This window comes from Flavobacterium pectinovorum (genome assembly GCF_900142715.1).
GTDB classification, from domain to species: domain Bacteria; phylum Bacteroidota; class Bacteroidia; order Flavobacteriales; family Flavobacteriaceae; genus Flavobacterium; species Flavobacterium pectinovorum.
In genome coordinates this window covers 238,000-253,850 of the sequence record NZ_FRBX01000007.1, presented here as the reverse complement: position 1 = coordinate 253,850, position 15,851 = coordinate 238,000, and the positions used below count along the sequence as shown (strand labels likewise).

Genomic DNA, 15,851 nt, shown 5'->3' with positions numbered 1-15,851 from the left:
AAAACCTTTGTTCCTTTGAACCTCTGCAACTTTGAACCTAACTAACGAACTCTCTTCTTCCTATTCGTTTCATAATCTTCAAAAATCATTTCGCCCAAACCTTTAAGTCCTGTATAAAATGCCTTTCCCTGATTGGCTTCTGTAAAATGATTCACAAAACGCTGTAAATACGGATCGTTTGCAATCATAAAAGTCGTAATCGGGATGTGTAGTTTTCTGGCTTGCTGTGCCTGTGTGTAGCATTTATCTACAATATATTCGTCGAGACCGTTACTATTCATATAATAAGAACCGTCACGTTCGCGCACGCAACTTGGTTTCCCGTCGGTAATCATGAAGATTTGCTTGTTTGTATTTCGTTTTCTACGTAAGATATCCATGGCCAATTGTAAACCTGCCACTGTATTTGTGTGATATGGACCAACCTGTAAATAAGGTAAATCTTTTATGGGAATCGTCCAGGCATCGTTTCCAAAAACCAAAATATCAAGCGTATCTTTTGGATAACGCGTTGTGATTAATTCGGCCAGAGCCATTGCAACTTTTTTGGCAGGCGTGATTCGGTCTTCACCATACAAAATCATACTGTGACTGATGTCTATCATCAAAACCGTACTCATTTGGGCTTTGTATTGCGTTTCTTCTACAACCAAATCATTTTCGGTCAACATGAAACTTTCAACTCCATTATTGACTTGTGCATTTCGCAAACTTTCTGTCAATGAAATACGTTCTAAACCATCGCCAAAATTAAATTCGCGAAATTCTCCTGTATGTTCATCGCCGTTTCCGGCATGCTTAGTTTTGTGATTTCCTGTTCCGGAACGCTTTAAATTTCCAAAAATCTGATCTAAGGCTTGTTGTCGAATGGCACGTTCTGTTTTAGCAGTAATACCAAAACCTCCTGTTCCATCTTCTTTAACCTCATCTTTTATGTAACCTTTCTTTTTTAAATCTTCGATAAAATCATCGATTGTGTAGTTTTCGTCGGTCAGTTTATATTCTTTATCCAACTCCCGAAGCCAGTCTATTGCTTCATCAAAATCGCCCGAAGTATGGGTGATTAGCTCTTTAAAAATTCCAAAAAGCTTTTCAAACGGAGACTGAAATGGGGCTTCGTACGTCTTAAAATAAAAACCTTTTTTAAATTCGTTTTTCATAATTCTAAAATTAAGCTATTTTAGAATTACGAAAAAAGAAACGTTTATTAATTTTTAGTTAAAATATTCAAACAAAAGAGGTTGAATTCCCTTATAAATTTAGCAATTATTCAAACTTTCCGTCAACGTAAAACCAAACATTATTTTCTAATTTAAAAGTCGAAAATTCATAATGTGTTTGAGGCTTATTATTAACATCTAAAAAATAGGCTTTAAACTCAACTGTATCTTCTGATGAACTAAGAATTTCTAATTTTTGCCATTTATTACTTGTTGCCCATTTTAAAATTTCAGTTTTTGAATAATACTTTCTTTCCGAAACATAAGTAGTTTCCAAAAGATAATCAGCATTATGAGTCGCGTATGCCGAATATCTCGAACGCATTAACGCTAAAGCTGTTGGCGCTTTTTGATTGTTTTTAAGATACAATCCGCAGCAATCCTTAAACAATAAACCTGTATCGCAAAAACATTTATTCCCCATCAACCTGCTCTTCGCCGTTAATTTTTACATGCAACTGATTCAATAAAACCTGATAACGGCTAATTTCTCTCAAATCTTCATCTTCTTCTGCGTGATCCAGCATTTCGTCTAAATCATCACTTACTTCAAGCAGTTTATTATTGGCTTCTCTCTCTTGTTTTGCAGCTATCAAATCAATGATTTCCTGCACTCTCACTTTTAAATCTTCGAATTTCATATTTTTTGTTTTCTGTTTTTTGTTTCAAGTTTCAGGTTTCAGGTTTCAGGTTACTTGACGCAACTTGAAACCTGAAACCTGAAACTTGAAACAATTATTTCTATTCTTCTTTTTTGTCTTCGTTGAACTTTTTTATAATTTCTTTTAGTTTTTCTTTACGTGCAATTTCGGCCTGTTTTACTTTATTTTGGGCTTTATGCAATTTGTCATTGTGTTTCTTGATATTCCTTTCGTTGTTGCGTCCCATTATATTTCTCTTTTAATTTCTTCTAAAGTTTTCTCGGTGTAAATCAATTCGTTTATAATTTGCTTTCGCAAGTCGGCAATATCATCATAATCGAAATGTTTAGCCCAGGAAGTTAATTGCTGCAGATTTCTAATCTGTTTGATGCGTTTTGTCGTTTCGAAACTCGTTCTTAAAATTGCTTTTTTATCCCAATCCGGATTATTTTTATGCTGATAGGTTACGGTATTTTTATCAAAATCAGTATCTATATAATATAGTTTTTCTTCAACATTATCCGGGTAAAATTCACTCCATGCGGCAAAACCTATTTTAGTTTTTGATTCCGTTTCAGGCTCACGCGCTACCAAACGCCATTTACTGTTGGCAAGTCTTCCCCAATGGTTCGAAACGCGATACATTCCGGCTTCGGTATAATAATAGGTACTTCCGGCTTTGCTTTCGAACTGTTTTTTTAATCCTTCAATTTCATCTGCAAGTACTTCATGAAAAACACAGAATGTATTTTTGAACGAATTAGGATGTGGCTTAAAGTTTTTTTGCATATGCAAATATACTCAGATTGTTGCGAACTCCCCAAAACAAACATTAATTGATTAACTTTGCTGCTTTAATTTTAAATTTAAAAGTCATGTCTAAAGATTCACAAGAAAAAATGCCCCAAAAAGGAGTTTACACCGGTATCATCGAAAAAGATGAAAACAACAATTATTTTTGTGGTGAATATCTTTTAGATTATAAAATTGCAAGCACTAACTTTACTGTAGGTGATTGGATTACAATTAAATCTGTAATTGAAAATCCAAGCGATATTAGTTATGATAAATATCCTAAAAAATCTAAAAACTTTGATAAGGCAAATCATAAGCCGGAAAATAAGTAATTTTTGTTCCTGGTTTTATTTGTTTCAGGTTTTGAAATGAGAATTTAACCACAAAGTCCACAAAGGTTTCGCAAAGTTCGCAAAGTTATAACACATAGCTTTGCGTCCCGAGGCTTCGGGATGCGGTTTACAGGTAATTTATGTATAAAAACTTTGCATTTTGCTGTAAAATTTCACCACTTAAACGTTAAGTCTTAATTTTTTACAATATTTTTTCCTTCAAAAGTAAAAAGTTAAAAAAAAGTGTACCTTTGCAAAAAATTTGTCGTTTTGAAGTAAAAAACACTCATTTCAAACTAATAGACAATAAGTTACCTTTTATTTATGAAAAAAATAGTTGAATACCGCAAGTTACTAAACGTTGATAAAACTGCAGAGTTAAAAGATTTGAAAACCATTTATCGTAATGCGATGAAAGAATCTCATCCTGATAAATTTCAAGGTGATGATGCTGGTTTAAAAGCTGCAGAAGAAAAAAGTAAAGCTATTATTGAGGCTTACCACTTTTTGGTTAGTATTAATCCTGAGACAATTAAAGCAAATTTACCTGAGTATACAGAAACGATTTCAACTTGTTCAATTACCGATTATAAATTTGTTGAAGGTCGTTTAATTATCGATTTTTCTAACGGAAGTGTTTACGAATACATCAGTGTTCCTAAAGCAACTTACGTAAAAATGGTAAACGCTGATTCTCCTGGAAGATTCGCAAAAAGACACATTTTAAACTCTTTTACCTGGAGAAAGAAAACAAATCAGGAATAGATTTATACCCAAATATTTATAAAAGCATTCTGACAACAGGATGCTTTTTTTATGCTTAAAAATCAGAAAATTGTATGTTTTATTTCCAAATAATAATATAATTAAAAGTTTTTAGTCAAATTTAGTCAGCAAACACACTGAAAACATGAGAATTAAGCATAAAAAAACTATAACAAAATTTTAGGTTACAAAATTCTTTAAGTTTTATATTTTTAGATACTTTTGTTGCACAAATCAATTAACTAATTAATTTTTTATAATGAAAAAAATACTTTTTTTACTTACCGCTTCTGTAGCGATAATTTCTTGCAGCAAAGTTAAAGACGGAGAATACCTAATTACAGGAACTGCAACTGGAATTGAAAACGGAAAAACGATCATTCTTCAAGGTCAGGACCCAACAACAAAAATGCCATTAGCTCTTGATACAGTAAAAGTAGAAAATGGAAAATTTGAAATTAAAGGAAAAGTAACTGAACCAGCATTTCATACTTTAATTCTTCAAGGTGCAAACGGGCCAATTCCTTTTATCTTAGAAACAGGAGAAATTAAAATTGCAATCGATAAAGACAGTATCCACAAATCTAAAATTTCTGGAACTTACAATAATGATGAGTATGTAAAATTCAACGAAGAGCTTACTAAAACTCAAAAAGCATTAGTTGATTTTCAAAAAAACAACACTCAAAAAATGCAGGCAGCTCAACAAGCTCAAGATACAGCAACTATCAACGGTTTGATGAAACAATACATGAAAATTCAAACTGAGGTTCAGGCAGATTCTAAAAAGAAATATTTAGCTTACGCTGAAGGTCATCCAAAATCTTATATTTCTGCATTGATTATTCAAGGTATGTTAGGAGATCCTTCTACAGATGTTAAAAAAGCAGAAGCTTTATACAACTCTTTAGATGAGTCTTTGAAAAACACAGCTCCTGGTAAAGAAATTAAAACAAAACTTGGTCAAGCAAAAATGCCTGCAGTTGGTGCAACAGCTCCTCCTGTTGGTGACGCTAAATGAAGATCAGATTTTTCTGCACCCAATCCTGAAGGGAAAGTAATTTCGCTTAAAGAAAGCTTAGGAAAAGTAACTATTGTTGACTTTTGGGCTTCATGGTGCGGACCATGCAGAAAAGAAAATCCGAATGTTGTAGCCATTTACAAAGAATTACATTCTAAAGGCTTAAATATTATTGGGGTTTCTTTGGATAAAGAAAAAAGCAAATGGACAGAAGCTATCGCAAAAGATGGCTTAACATGGACACACGTTTCGAACTTAAAATTTTGGGACGAGCCAATTGCAGCTCAATACGGAGTTCAATCTATTCCGGCAACTTTTATTCTTGATGCGTCAGGAAAAGTGGTTGCTCAAGACTTAAGAGGTCCTGAATTGAAAGCAAAAATCGTAGAATTATTAGCAAAATAATCCTACTTTTTAAAAAAACTTAAAAAATCTCCCTAGTGGAGATTTTTTTATTTTATTCAATTCCAATGAATTAAAAAATAACTTTAAAATAACTTAAAATTAAGTTCGTTTTTTGTTTGTAAACATGAAAAACGTTCCTATATTTGCAACCGCTTAGAACAACAAAGCGCATCAATGCTGAGATCGGGGAGATACTCAAGCGGCCAACGAGGGCAGACTGTAAATCTGCTGTGTGAACTTCGCAGGTTCGAATCCTGCTCTCCCCACCAAAAGGGTAAAAGAAATAAAGGCAACTTTTTCAATCTTTTCAAAAATCCATAAAAAACGTGGTAAAACCTGCAAATCCTAGGATTCGCAGGTTTTTTGCATTTAAGGCAGTTTTTATTCTTTATAAAAACACTCAAAAGTTTTGTGGTAAAATCGTGGCACTTTTGTCTTGGAGTGGATACCTTTTCTGCCACAAAAAGTTATGACGTTTTTTGAAGATATTTCACCTGTCTAAGTTTTGTGGCAGAATCGTGGCACAAACTACTTTTAACAATTAAAATTATTCTTTTCATGAACATTGTTTGTATAAAGCGTTGGCAATATAATTTGGCCATTCCCACAAATTCCGATTTAATTCCGATACTGATCTAAAAATACATTTAAAGCCTTTGAAGGTTCTTCATCATTTCTGTAAATTAACACTGTAGTCATCGTGGCAAGTTCTTTAGTTAAAGGAAAAGTTTTTATATTTCTGTTCCTGTAATACTGATTTACCACTTCTGCAGGAAGTATACTAATACCAAGACCTGCCTCCACAAAATTAATAATGCCTTCTATCGAATTGATTACGGTACTTTTATAACGGAGGATTCCTTTTGAACCGAGCCAGGTTTCAAGTCGCGCCCTGAAAAAACAACCTTGCTCAAAAACTACTATTTTTAAAGGTTCTTGTTTCAATACTACCGAAAGCTTATCCACATCACCACCTGCAATTATTACAAGTTGTTCATCACGAACAATAAGCTGCTGTAAACCCGGAATATTTATGGGTGCTGCAACAAAAGCAGCATCAAGTTTATAACTGATTACATCGTTTATCAATGCTGACAACATCGAAGAATAAAATTCAAGCTCTACATTGGGATAAAATTCTGCAAAACCTTTGATGATTTCTGGCACTTTAAAAGCCATAGTGGTCTCAATACACCCTATGCGTATTGTCCCTCCTATTTTGTCTGCACTCTGTATATCACTTTTTGCATCATCCAATAATCGTCCTATTTTTTTAGCATATTGCAAAAGTGTTTCCCCTGCTTCAGTTAGAACCACTTTTCTGGCTACTCTTCTAAACAGTTCAGCTCCAAATTCATCTTCGAGATTTTTTATGCGAGCCGTTACGTTTGATTGTACCGTAAAGGTTGCTTCTGCAGCTTTCGTAAAACTTCCGAGTGTTGCTGCGGCTTCAAATATTTTCAGGTCATTACTATTCATAGTATCACTTTTAGTGATTGATTAGATCATTATAAATCGTTTTCAGGTATCAAATATAGACTGTATTTTTGTCTTAAACAATTGAAAATATGAAAAACACAATTAAATCCTTAATTCTAATTCTAGCTATAATTATGCTACCACGAACAAATGTAAATGCACAAGTTAAAAACTCTTTAACTACAAAAGAGAACACTGAAATTCATACCACTCATTACAATAACACGGAAGTCAACGGACTAAAGATATTCTATCGTGAAGCAGGATCTAAAAATGCTCCAATTGTATTATTACTGCATGGTTACCCTACATCATCTCATATGTTTAGAAATCTTATTCCTATTTTAAGCAAAAAATATCATGTAATAGCTCCGGACCTGCCTGGTTTTGGCTATTCAGATGCACCGGATCATCTTAGTTTTCAATATACTTTTGATAATCTTACCAACACTATGCAGGGCTTTATCGATAAGCTTGGTTTAAAACGTTTTGCCATTTATGTATTCGATTATGGCGCGCCAACCGGATACAGGCTTGTTCTTGCTAATCCGGAAAAGATAACTGGCATCATATCACAAAATGGCAATGCCTACGAAGAAGGATTAAGCAATGGTTGGAATCCTATTCAGAAATACTGGAAAGATCCTTCGCTGGCTAACAGAGACGCGCTTAAGGATTTTGTTTCTAAAGAATCAACCTGGTATCAGTATCACGAAGGTGCTTCGGATGCTGCTCTTATCGCACCTGAAACATACACATTGGATCAGCATTTTCTGGATCGCCCGGGAAACATCGAGATACAGCTTGACCTGCTAAAAGATTACAGAACCAATGTTGCTTTATATCCTAAATTTCAAGCTTATTTTAGAGATAAAAAACCTATGATGTTAGCTGTTTGGGGCAGTCAGGATCCTTATTTTCTTCCCGCAGGAGCAGAAGCATACAAACGTGACAATCCAAATACTACTGTAAAGTTCTATAAAACGGGTCATTTTGCCCTGGAAACTCATTATAAAGAAATCGGAACTGATATATTGTTGTTTCTTGCCAAACTTCCTAAATAATTTGGCTATAATATATTTAAAATAGCGGTTATAAAAGCCGCTATTTTTTTAGATAAAAGTGTACCTGATATTTTTTTTACAAAAATTTAATTTGTATTTATCTTCCAACTCGCTTTTATGCGATTTAAAAGGGTTGATATTTTTCTGTTATTTACTATAAAAATATATTTTTGCTTTTCAAATAATTAAAAGAATCAGAGTATGGTTCTGTCGCATCTATCAGAATTAAATACAAATATTTAAGTAATTCAAAAGCTAAACTGCTAATTTACAAAATGATTTAAACATGGTCAACCTAGTCTAACCATTTGATTCTTTCTCAGCATATGCACAACTTCAATTCCACTCAATTTTCGTATAACTGATTCAAAACTTTTAAAGCCTAATCCGTTTTGTGTATGCCATTTGATAAAACGATGATCCTGTTCTGCAATATTGTTGAGATATTTACATTGCCGGATTTTAATCTTTGAAAACGAACGCTTGTTGTATACTTTGATAGCTGCCAAATTAGAACCACTTTTATCAATATTGATTACTATCGGCCTGTAGTTAGTATTCATTTTGGATGAGCTTAAATTTATAAAGATAAAAGTTATTACCAAATGCGACAGAACCACTATTTTCTTACTTAAAAATTCGGCCAATAATTTTTCCAATATCAGCAAAATCATCAAGATTACTTACGGATCTTTTTTCTGTAACCGTATTATCAATTTTTGAGAAAGGATAAATTAATAAATAATTGTTATTATGGAGTTTTTTATTTAAAATTTCAGGCACTTCTTTCATCTGAGGAAAATAAGAATGCATACCCCTGTCAGCCATTAGAATGATAAGCCCTTCATCTTCTTCAAGACTGCTTGCCATATTTTCAGCCTCCTGCCAGGAAGTTACAGCATTAAAAACAGCTTCAATATTTGCCTTTTTAATAATGCTTTTCAATACATCAAGAGTTTTATCGTTTGCATAAAAACTCATTTTAGCACCCGAGTTTTTTCCGATATTCCAAATCCTTAATAAACAATGGAAAAAACCTGGTTCGCGCTCCGCATCGGCAGGAATAAGAACAACATATTTTTTAATAGTTGACACTGGCTGGACCGCATGATAGATAATCAAATTTATATGCTTATTTTGCAGGTAACCGTTATAAAGATTATAAATAAAAGAGGTTGAGAATCCTTTTTCTTCTTCAAGACCAATAATCAGATCCGTAATATTCTGTTCTTTTACCACGTTATTAACACCCGCAATTACATCATTGTCATGTCGTGTTATCGGATTTATTTTAACATCCGCAGCTGCGCCCATATTTACAGCTTCACCCAGCAGTTTTTCTGCATTTTTTGAAGACGACTCGCTTTTTTCTTCATTAATCACATTAAGTGCGAAAATCTTGTCTTTATTACTTTTATTTTTTATAAGAAGTCCCAGGTTAACCATTTTCTCAACAGTATGCTCATGATTTACAGCCAGCAGAATCTTTTCTTCTTCATCACCCGTACCCGCCGCAGTTTCTTCTTTATCAGCATCGGCAATCCTCTGGGCACTTGCCATTGATACAAAAGATGAAATAGTACAGGAAACCAGGATAAGTAGAATACTACCATTAAGCACATGTTCGTTTAAAAGCCTCACAGGCTCGCCTGCTTCATTTTCAGATAAAATAATATTATATCCTACCATTACAGATGCAAGTGTCGCTGCTGCAGAGGCGGCGCTCATTCCGAAAATAAGCCTGCCTTCATCATCTGTAAAATTAAATGTCTTTTTAGTTAAGATAGCTGCTGCGTATTTTCCTCCTATTGAAGCAATAAGCATAATTGAGGCTACCCCCAGTGTTTCCCAGCTCTGGATAAAAGCGTTAAAATCAATCAGCATACCAACACTGATCAGGAAAAAAGGAATAAAAATAGCATTGCCCACGAATTCTACCCTGTTCATAAGTGATGAAGTGTGAGGTATAAGCCTGTTTAGGGCAAGACCAGCAAAAAATGCTCCGATAATGGCTTCTATTCCTGCTAATTCTGCCAGTAAGGCTGCAAGGTATATCATTACAATTACAAAAATATACTGCGAAATCTTGTCTTCTACATTCTTAAAAAACCAGCGTGCTATGATGGGAAAAAGAAGTAAAACTACTAAAGCAAATACCAGCATGGAAGCAGATAGTGTAACCCAAAATGAAGTACCTACTTCTCCCTGTGACATACCTACTACAACAGCTAATACTACTAGTGAAAGTACATCTGTAATCATTGTTCCGCCTACCGTAACATTTACTGCCAGCTTTTTTGCTATTCCGAGTTTACTCACCATTGGATATACAATAAGAGTGTGTGACGAAAAAAGACTGGCAAACAATACCGAGGTTAAGAGCGAAAAATGAAGTATATAATATCCGCCTATAAGTCCCAGGGCAAATGGCACAATAAAGGTATACAGCGAAAAAGTGATACTCTTCCATTTATTTTTTTTAAAGTCACCCATGTCTATCTCCAGTCCTGCCAGAAACATTATATACAGCAGTCCTGTAGTACCTGTTACCACTATGCTGCTGTCTCTGGCAAGAACGTTAAATCCATTTGGACCTATAACGGCACCAGCTATAATGAGGCCAAGCAGATGCGGCACTTTTATTTTATTCAGTAAAAGCGGTATACATAAAATAATAATGAGTTCGATAAGGAATTTTAGCACTGGATCTTCAATAGGAAGACTGACGTGTTGTATACTTAATAACATAAATTATTTTTTTTGAGGAAGTGTAAGTTCTACCGAGAATCTGGCAGAACAGTTATCCTGTCCGGTAATAGTCTGCGTGCCTTTAATAATATTTTCTTTGATATCATCAAGAACCACATTCATTTTTACTCTGTTTTTAGAAACACTGTCACTGCTGAATTCAAGCATTATTTTATCTTTTAGGTATTTTGCCTTAAATACCCTGACCAGCTTTTTATTATTTAGAACATTCGTATAAGTTCCGGTAGAATCAGATACAAATTCCCAGGCTTCATTACGCTGGTCTCCTATAACGTACTGGCTGCAGTTTGATTCTCTGCACAGCATCTTACTGTTCCAGAAACCTTTAAGCGATTCCGACCATTCCGTAATTAATTCAGCATCCCTATTTATAGTGTCTTTTAAAGCAAAGATGCTGTCGCGCATAGAGAGTAATGCATTATAATCTGCTTCTTTTTTTTCAAATTCTTCTTCCTTTAAAATTATAGCCTTTTCTCTCTTCAGCAGCTCCTGTTCTTTTCTGTTTTCGCATGAAATAAAAATACAGGCAAGAATTAATAGTAGAGGTAATTGTTTCATAAATCTTTTTTTGGATATACAATTTAACCAAAATATACCGCTATACAAAATAAAAGAAACCTTAAAAACAATAAGCTTCCATTAAAGTTGATATAGAAAATAAGAATAAATCAGTAAATTTCAATTAAAGCAAGCCACGAAATTAAAAAAGATTACAGTAAATTAGTTTAAAACTTACAACATCATGGTTATGTTATCGACAATCTAAACGAGTTTTGGGTAGACAATCAGGCATTTATATTGATGGCAGCCGTAGTCTATGTTATTGCGACAATTTTTCAAAAAGGAGTTGAAATCCAAAACGATAACGACTTAACAGCGTAAGCTATGCCAATAATTGTAAACCTGAATGTGATGATGGCAAAACGAAAAGTTTCTCTGAATGAACTTTCTGAAAGAGTTGATTTGACATTATCTAATCTTTCAATATTAAAGACTGGAAAAGCTAAGGCGATCCGCTTTAGCACCTTGGAAGCTATTTGTAGAGCTTTGGACTGCCAACCAGCCGACATTTTAGAATATGTTAATGATAAGTAAACAGCGACCACTGACAACCACTAACCGTAATCGCGGAGATTTAGGTGAATTTACGTTGTGATAATAAATATATCGATGTGAAACGAGAATTTGAGCGAAAAATGAAAACGGAATAATATCATTATCAGTAACATATTACAGTACAGTCAATAATAAACCTCCAAACTTTTTTGGAGGTTTATTATTTTTTACTTTAATAAGTTCGAATCAAAATTGAATTTAAATTCTGATAATTTATCACATCTGTAAATAGTAGTTCAATTATTTTATTTTAGTTGCAAATTGATCAATTGGCAGGCGAACTTTTGACATGGAAGCCAAATAATCGTTTGCAGTATCGCGATAGCCCAAAGAAATAATGACAGAAGCATGAAGATTCTTTTCTGACAAACCCAAAACATTATTAAACAACTCCGGATCAAAACCTTCCATAGGAGTAGCATCTACTTTAAGTTCAGCTGCTGCGATTAAGGCAGTTCCAAGGCCAATACAAGCTTGTTTAGCAGACCAAATCGCGTGTTGCTCGGGAGTTTGAGTGAAAAAAAAAGAAGTCACTGCATCCTTTAAAGGATTTAGAGCTCCAACTTCCAAAGCGCGTTTTTTTTCCATCATTGCTACGTAATCTGCAATGTACTCGCTGGTTATATTGTTAAATGCAGCAAAAACAAGTAAATGAGAAGAATTCAAGATCTGAGTATTGAATGATCCCTCCGCTAATTTTTGTCGTATTTCAGGATTAGTTACCACAATCAGGCGATAAGGCTGTATCCCGCAGGAAGAAGCGCTAAGATTGATGGCTTCGATGATTTGGTCAATCTTGTCTTCACTAACCAGTTCATCTGTGTATTTCTTAACAGCATATCGCCATTGTAAATTTTTGATCAATTCCATATTTATATAATTTTAATGCAAAGCTATATCAGTTATGTGTATATTTGTCACTTAGTGACAAAAAGTTATAGTGACAAATGGGTAACCACCTAAATGATATGGAACAGAAATTTGAACCAATAAAAGATTGCGCCCATAAAATATTAGCGATCAGCGATACAATGGATATTTTAAATGGGAAATGGAAAATGTCCATCGTTGCCTGCTTGTGCTATAAGCCAATGCGCTATTCCGAACTGCTGAATGAGGTTAAAGGTATTTCCGGCAAAGTGCTCAGCCGCGAATTGAAAGATCTGGAAATAAATGAGCTTATTGAGCGTAGAGTGTTAAGCACTGCGCCTGTTGCCGTCGAATATCGAATTACAGAGTACGGCAATTCGCTTAAAGAGCTCACCAATACAATAGCAGATTGGGGATTCATTCACAGAAAACGCATCATCAGCAGAATGAAAAAGGATTGAGCTGTTTATCACTAGTTACTGCAGGTTGCCGTTGTACATTCCTACGTCAAAATGGACTGTATCTGTTTGTGTTATAAACAATACAATATCGCTTGTTTTAACAGCTTTCAAAAATCTATTAATTCGTCATCATCAACTAAATCACAGGTGTAACATAACATTTTTGAAATCATAATTTTACTTTTTAAAGAGGGTTAATCTCTATAAATTCAACATAAAAACTGTTATAAGAATGACTAACTGTAAGCTTAGAATTAGAATGAAATTATAAAAGTTTACTTTTATTCTCTTAAAATATCAATATTATTTCCAATGTATTTTACAGAGATATTTGTTTCCGCTTTTTCGAGACCAACACCGTTTGATTCATTAACCCAAACGATATTGAATACCCTGTTTTCAATTAACCCATTAAAGATTTTGCCTTTTCGTTTTCCAATTGTAAGGGTTTGTTTTTGCTCATTCCATTCAAAAGGTATAATCGAAAAAGCTCCTTTCTCATAGTTGTAATTTACTCCTTCATCTTCATAAAGTTCAAACTTGCCATCTGATCCTGTATATATTCTAATTTCAAGATTTTCAGCAGGCTTTTCATTTGTGTACTGTATTTTTTCACCCATTGGAATTACAGAACCCGATTTTACATATAGAGGAATAGTTGAAAGAGACGAAGCTGTTTGTATTGTTTGCCCACCTTTATACTGTTTTCCCGTCCAAAAGTTAAACCATACTGATTGATTTTCTGGCAAGTAAACATCCCAGTTTTCCATTCCTTCTGAAACAACTGGCGCCACAAGAAACGCAGGTCCAAACATATACTCATATTTTTGTTGAAGTGCTTTTGTATCATTTGCAAAATCCATTATCAGTGGACGCATCAAGGTTCCGTTTTTAAATGTTATATCTGCTGCTTGGGAATAAATATACGGAAGCAGACGATAACGAAAGTTTAAATATTTTAAAGATTCGGCTTCTACTTTCTCACCATATCTCCAAAACTCAGTATTCGTCTCATATCCATGTACTCTTTGTAGTGGAGAGAATGTAGCCAACTGAAACCATCTTAAAAAGCGTTCGTGAAATTTAGTATCCGTAAATTGGCTTTTGCCCGGACGGAAAAACCCTCCTGCATCAAAAGTCCACCAAGGCAATCCTGTTATTGAATAATTTAATCCAGCAGTTAGCTGTCGACGTAGGGTTTCCCAATCGTTACCTACATCTCCAGTCCAAACAGCTGCTGCATAACGCTGTTGGCCTGAAAATCCGCTTCTGGTAAGGATAAAAACCCTTTTATCCGGAGCATCTTTACGAGAACCCTCATAAACTGTTTTTGTTACGTACATCGGATACACATTTCGCATTTGCTCTCCGGGAATTGTTCCGTTATTTATTTTTCTGTTTACCAAATCATCATTTTCCGGTTCAGTAGCATCCTGCCACCATGCATCAATTTCATAAGGTTTTAATAGTTTTTTACTAAAGTTTTTCCAATAATAATTTGCTGCATCAGGATTAAAAAAATCAACCCACTCTGTATTTGGGATATAGTATTTTTTGTTACTAAACTCTTTACCAACAACACTTTCTTTATCAATTTTGGACCAAACGGAAAGCATTAGTCGCATATTCATTTGATGTAATTCTTTTACCATTGCAGACGGATTCGGATACAGCTCTTCATCAAATTTCATCGAATTCCAACCGTATTTACCCCAATATTGCCAATCCTGAACAATTAAATCCATTGGCAATTTTTTCTCCCTGAATGCTCTGGCATTCTCAAGCAAATCATCTTGAGTAGTAAAACGTTCACGGCAATGAATATAGCCCAATGCCCATATGGGCATAAGCGGAGCCTGTCCTGTCAGATTACGATAGCTTGAAATAACCTCATCTGAATTTCCGGCAAAAACAACATAATCCAGTATGCTCGCGACAGGAGATCTAAATACTGTTTCATTGGTGATTTTACGATAATACACAACGGGGAGATCATTTTTTTCTCCTGTAACAGTAATCTCGTGTTTACCCGCTGTTAGTTTAACCAATGTACTGGTTGTTGGTGGTAACCAGTGGTTTTTAAAATTAAGAACCTCCTTACCGTCAATTGTCAATTGCCATTTTCTGGCCATTTTTTGTCCCACATCCAGTAGAATAGCGTACTCATCTGTATCTTTAATAGTGAAATTTCCGATAAAAACACCGTCCTGACGAGTTTCCTTTTGTGTTCCGTTAGTAGTTGTAACAGCAACAGTTATCGCTTCCCCACTTATACCTGCAGGCTTTAATTTAACAATACTATCAGCAGGATTAAAATCAGTAAGACCATAATTATGCCATAGCAAACCATAACCTTTGCTTGACATTATAAATGGAATAGCAATTTGTGTATTCACTTGGGTTAGTCTTCTGGGTAATCCCTTAATATTTAAATATCCGTCCTGAAACTGACCTGTTCCAAAAATATATTCATCGGGTAAAGTGCTAAAACCTTGTTCAACAATTTGGCAAGGTACACCTTGTACTGAACTTGGTTTCAAAATACGACTATCAGGTTTCTCGCTAAGAAAAACTTTTCCCTCATGGTTGCGATAAGACAATGATCCAGTCTTCTTATCTACTGCAATAATCATTTTTGATATAGCAATTTCAATTAGTGAGTTGGATTCAGAAACCTTAAAATCAGGTACTTTAACTTTCGAAGTAAAAACTAATTCAGGAATTTGATTTTTCATTTCCAAGCCATACTGAATCCTTACGGTATTTTCGGTTAGAGGACTTAAATACAGTTCACCTTTATCGAAAGCTATAATTACTTTATCTTTATATTTCTTATAGCTCTTAACCACTTGTCCAATACAAAATATTGGAATCAGGAAGACAAATAGAATTGTTATTTTTTTCATTTAATCT

The 15,851-nt window shown here is 34.3% G+C and carries 18 protein-coding genes and 1 tRNA gene; 8 read left to right on the top strand and 11 right to left on the bottom strand.

Going from position 1 to position 15,851, the window contains the following annotated elements; all coding sequences use genetic code 11:
* Positions 1 to 41: 41 nt before the first annotated feature.
* The 5 genes from BUE22_RS21250 to BUE22_RS21235 all read right to left on the bottom strand — a co-directional run bounded on the left by BUE22_RS21250 (position 42) and on the right by BUE22_RS21235 (position 2,650).
* Positions 42 to 1,160: a vWA domain-containing protein gene (locus BUE22_RS21250; RefSeq protein WP_042565401.1), complete on the bottom strand. Its 1,119-nt coding sequence runs from the start codon at positions 1,158 to 1,160 to the stop codon at positions 42 to 44.
* Positions 1,161 to 1,266: 106 nt separating this feature from the next.
* Positions 1,267 to 1,644 carry a YchJ family protein gene (locus tag BUE22_RS21245; RefSeq protein WP_073397994.1) on the bottom strand — a complete coding sequence of 126 codons (378 nt, stop codon included), beginning with the start codon at positions 1,642 to 1,644 and terminating at the stop codon, positions 1,267 to 1,269.
* On the bottom strand, positions 1,634 to 1,861 hold the full coding sequence (locus BUE22_RS21240; RefSeq protein ID WP_073397993.1) for a hypothetical protein: 228 nt from the start codon (positions 1,859 to 1,861) through the stop codon (positions 1,634 to 1,636). Before BUE22_RS21240 ends, BUE22_RS21245 begins: the two co-directional genes overlap by 11 nt.
* Before the next feature lie 100 nt (positions 1,862 to 1,961).
* Complete coding sequence (locus BUE22_RS23815) at positions 1,962 to 2,108, bottom strand: hypothetical protein (protein WP_089075917.1); 147 nt, start codon at positions 2,106 to 2,108, stop codon at positions 1,962 to 1,964.
* Complete coding sequence (locus BUE22_RS21235; RefSeq protein ID WP_073397992.1) at positions 2,108 to 2,650, bottom strand: hypothetical protein; 543 nt, start codon at positions 2,648 to 2,650, stop codon at positions 2,108 to 2,110. Before BUE22_RS21235 ends, BUE22_RS23815 begins: the two co-directional genes overlap by 1 nt.
* An 86-nt stretch (positions 2,651 to 2,736) precedes the next feature.
* On the opposite strand from BUE22_RS21235, the gene BUE22_RS21230 reads away from it, so the two are divergent.
* The 5 genes from BUE22_RS21230 (at position 2,737) to BUE22_RS21215 (ending at position 5,448) form a co-directional block, all read left to right on the top strand.
* Positions 2,737 to 2,988, top strand: coding sequence for a hypothetical protein (locus BUE22_RS21230; protein ID WP_073397991.1), 252 nt, complete (start codon positions 2,737 to 2,739; stop codon positions 2,986 to 2,988).
* A gap of 324 nt (positions 2,989 to 3,312) precedes the next feature.
* The gene (locus tag BUE22_RS21225) at positions 3,313 to 3,753 is read left to right on the top strand and encodes a KTSC domain-containing protein (RefSeq protein WP_026983258.1); all 441 of its coding nucleotides are present in this window, start codon (positions 3,313 to 3,315) and stop codon (positions 3,751 to 3,753) included.
* Positions 3,754 to 4,012: 259 nt separating this feature from the next.
* On the top strand, positions 4,013 to 4,774 hold the full coding sequence (locus tag BUE22_RS21220) for a DUF4369 domain-containing protein (protein ID WP_042565396.1): 762 nt from the start codon (positions 4,013 to 4,015) through the stop codon (positions 4,772 to 4,774).
* 39 nt (positions 4,775 to 4,813) lie between these two features.
* Positions 4,814 to 5,179: a TlpA family protein disulfide reductase gene (locus BUE22_RS23530; protein WP_082036966.1), complete on the top strand. Its 366-nt coding sequence runs from the start codon at positions 4,814 to 4,816 to the stop codon at positions 5,177 to 5,179.
* 185 nt (positions 5,180 to 5,364) lie between these two features.
* Positions 5,365 to 5,448 (top strand) — tRNA-Tyr (locus tag BUE22_RS21215).
* Between the two features lie 349 nt (positions 5,449 to 5,797).
* Here BUE22_RS21215 and BUE22_RS21210 read toward each other — a convergent pair.
* Positions 5,798 to 6,658, bottom strand: a complete 861-nt coding sequence (locus BUE22_RS21210) for a LysR family transcriptional regulator (RefSeq protein WP_073397990.1) — start codon at positions 6,656 to 6,658, stop codon at positions 5,798 to 5,800.
* 89 nt (positions 6,659 to 6,747) lie between these two features.
* Between BUE22_RS21210 and BUE22_RS21205 the strand changes: the two genes are divergently transcribed.
* Positions 6,748 to 7,722: an alpha/beta fold hydrolase gene (locus BUE22_RS21205; RefSeq protein ID WP_084540308.1), complete on the top strand. Its 975-nt coding sequence runs from the start codon at positions 6,748 to 6,750 to the stop codon at positions 7,720 to 7,722.
* Positions 7,723 to 8,012: 290 nt separating this feature from the next.
* On the opposite strand, the gene BUE22_RS21200 is transcribed toward BUE22_RS21205, so the two are convergent.
* The 3 genes from BUE22_RS21200 to BUE22_RS21190 all read right to left on the bottom strand — a co-directional run bounded on the left by BUE22_RS21200 (position 8,013) and on the right by BUE22_RS21190 (position 11,049).
* Positions 8,013 to 8,285 (bottom strand): DDE-type integrase/transposase/recombinase, encoded by a 273-nt coding sequence (locus BUE22_RS21200; RefSeq protein ID WP_159438495.1) that lies wholly within the window; start codon positions 8,283 to 8,285, stop codon positions 8,013 to 8,015.
* 64 nt (positions 8,286 to 8,349) lie between these two features.
* Positions 8,350 to 10,470 carry a cation:proton antiporter gene (locus tag BUE22_RS21195; protein WP_073397988.1) on the bottom strand — a complete coding sequence of 707 codons (2,121 nt, stop codon included), beginning with the start codon at positions 10,468 to 10,470 and terminating at the stop codon, positions 8,350 to 8,352.
* Between the two features lie 3 nt (positions 10,471 to 10,473).
* Positions 10,474 to 11,049, bottom strand: coding sequence for a hypothetical protein (locus BUE22_RS21190; protein ID WP_073397987.1), 576 nt, complete (start codon positions 11,047 to 11,049; stop codon positions 10,474 to 10,476).
* 327 nt (positions 11,050 to 11,376) lie between these two features.
* Here BUE22_RS21190 and BUE22_RS21185 point away from each other — a divergent pair, with 327 nt between their 5' ends.
* A complete protein-coding gene (locus BUE22_RS21185) occupies positions 11,377 to 11,586 on the top strand; it encodes a helix-turn-helix domain-containing protein (protein WP_073397986.1) in 210 nt (69 codons plus the stop codon).
* Positions 11,587 to 11,847: 261 nt separating this feature from the next.
* Here BUE22_RS21185 and BUE22_RS21180 read toward each other — a convergent pair whose 3' ends face one another.
* Entirely contained in the window at positions 11,848 to 12,477 is a 630-nt protein-coding gene (locus tag BUE22_RS21180) for a nitroreductase family protein (protein WP_073397985.1), read from the bottom strand.
* A 98-nt stretch (positions 12,478 to 12,575) separates the two neighbouring features.
* Here BUE22_RS21180 and BUE22_RS21175 point away from each other — a divergent pair, with 98 nt between their 5' ends.
* Entirely contained in the window at positions 12,576 to 12,938 is a 363-nt protein-coding gene (locus BUE22_RS21175) for a winged helix-turn-helix transcriptional regulator (RefSeq protein ID WP_073398083.1), read from the top strand.
* Positions 12,939 to 13,219: 281 nt separating this feature from the next.
* On the opposite strand, the gene BUE22_RS21170 is transcribed toward BUE22_RS21175, so the two are convergent.
* Positions 13,220 to 15,844, bottom strand: a complete 2,625-nt coding sequence (locus BUE22_RS21170; RefSeq protein WP_073397984.1) for a glycoside hydrolase family 31 protein — start codon at positions 15,842 to 15,844, stop codon at positions 13,220 to 13,222.
* Positions 15,845 to 15,851 lie beyond the last annotated feature (7 nt).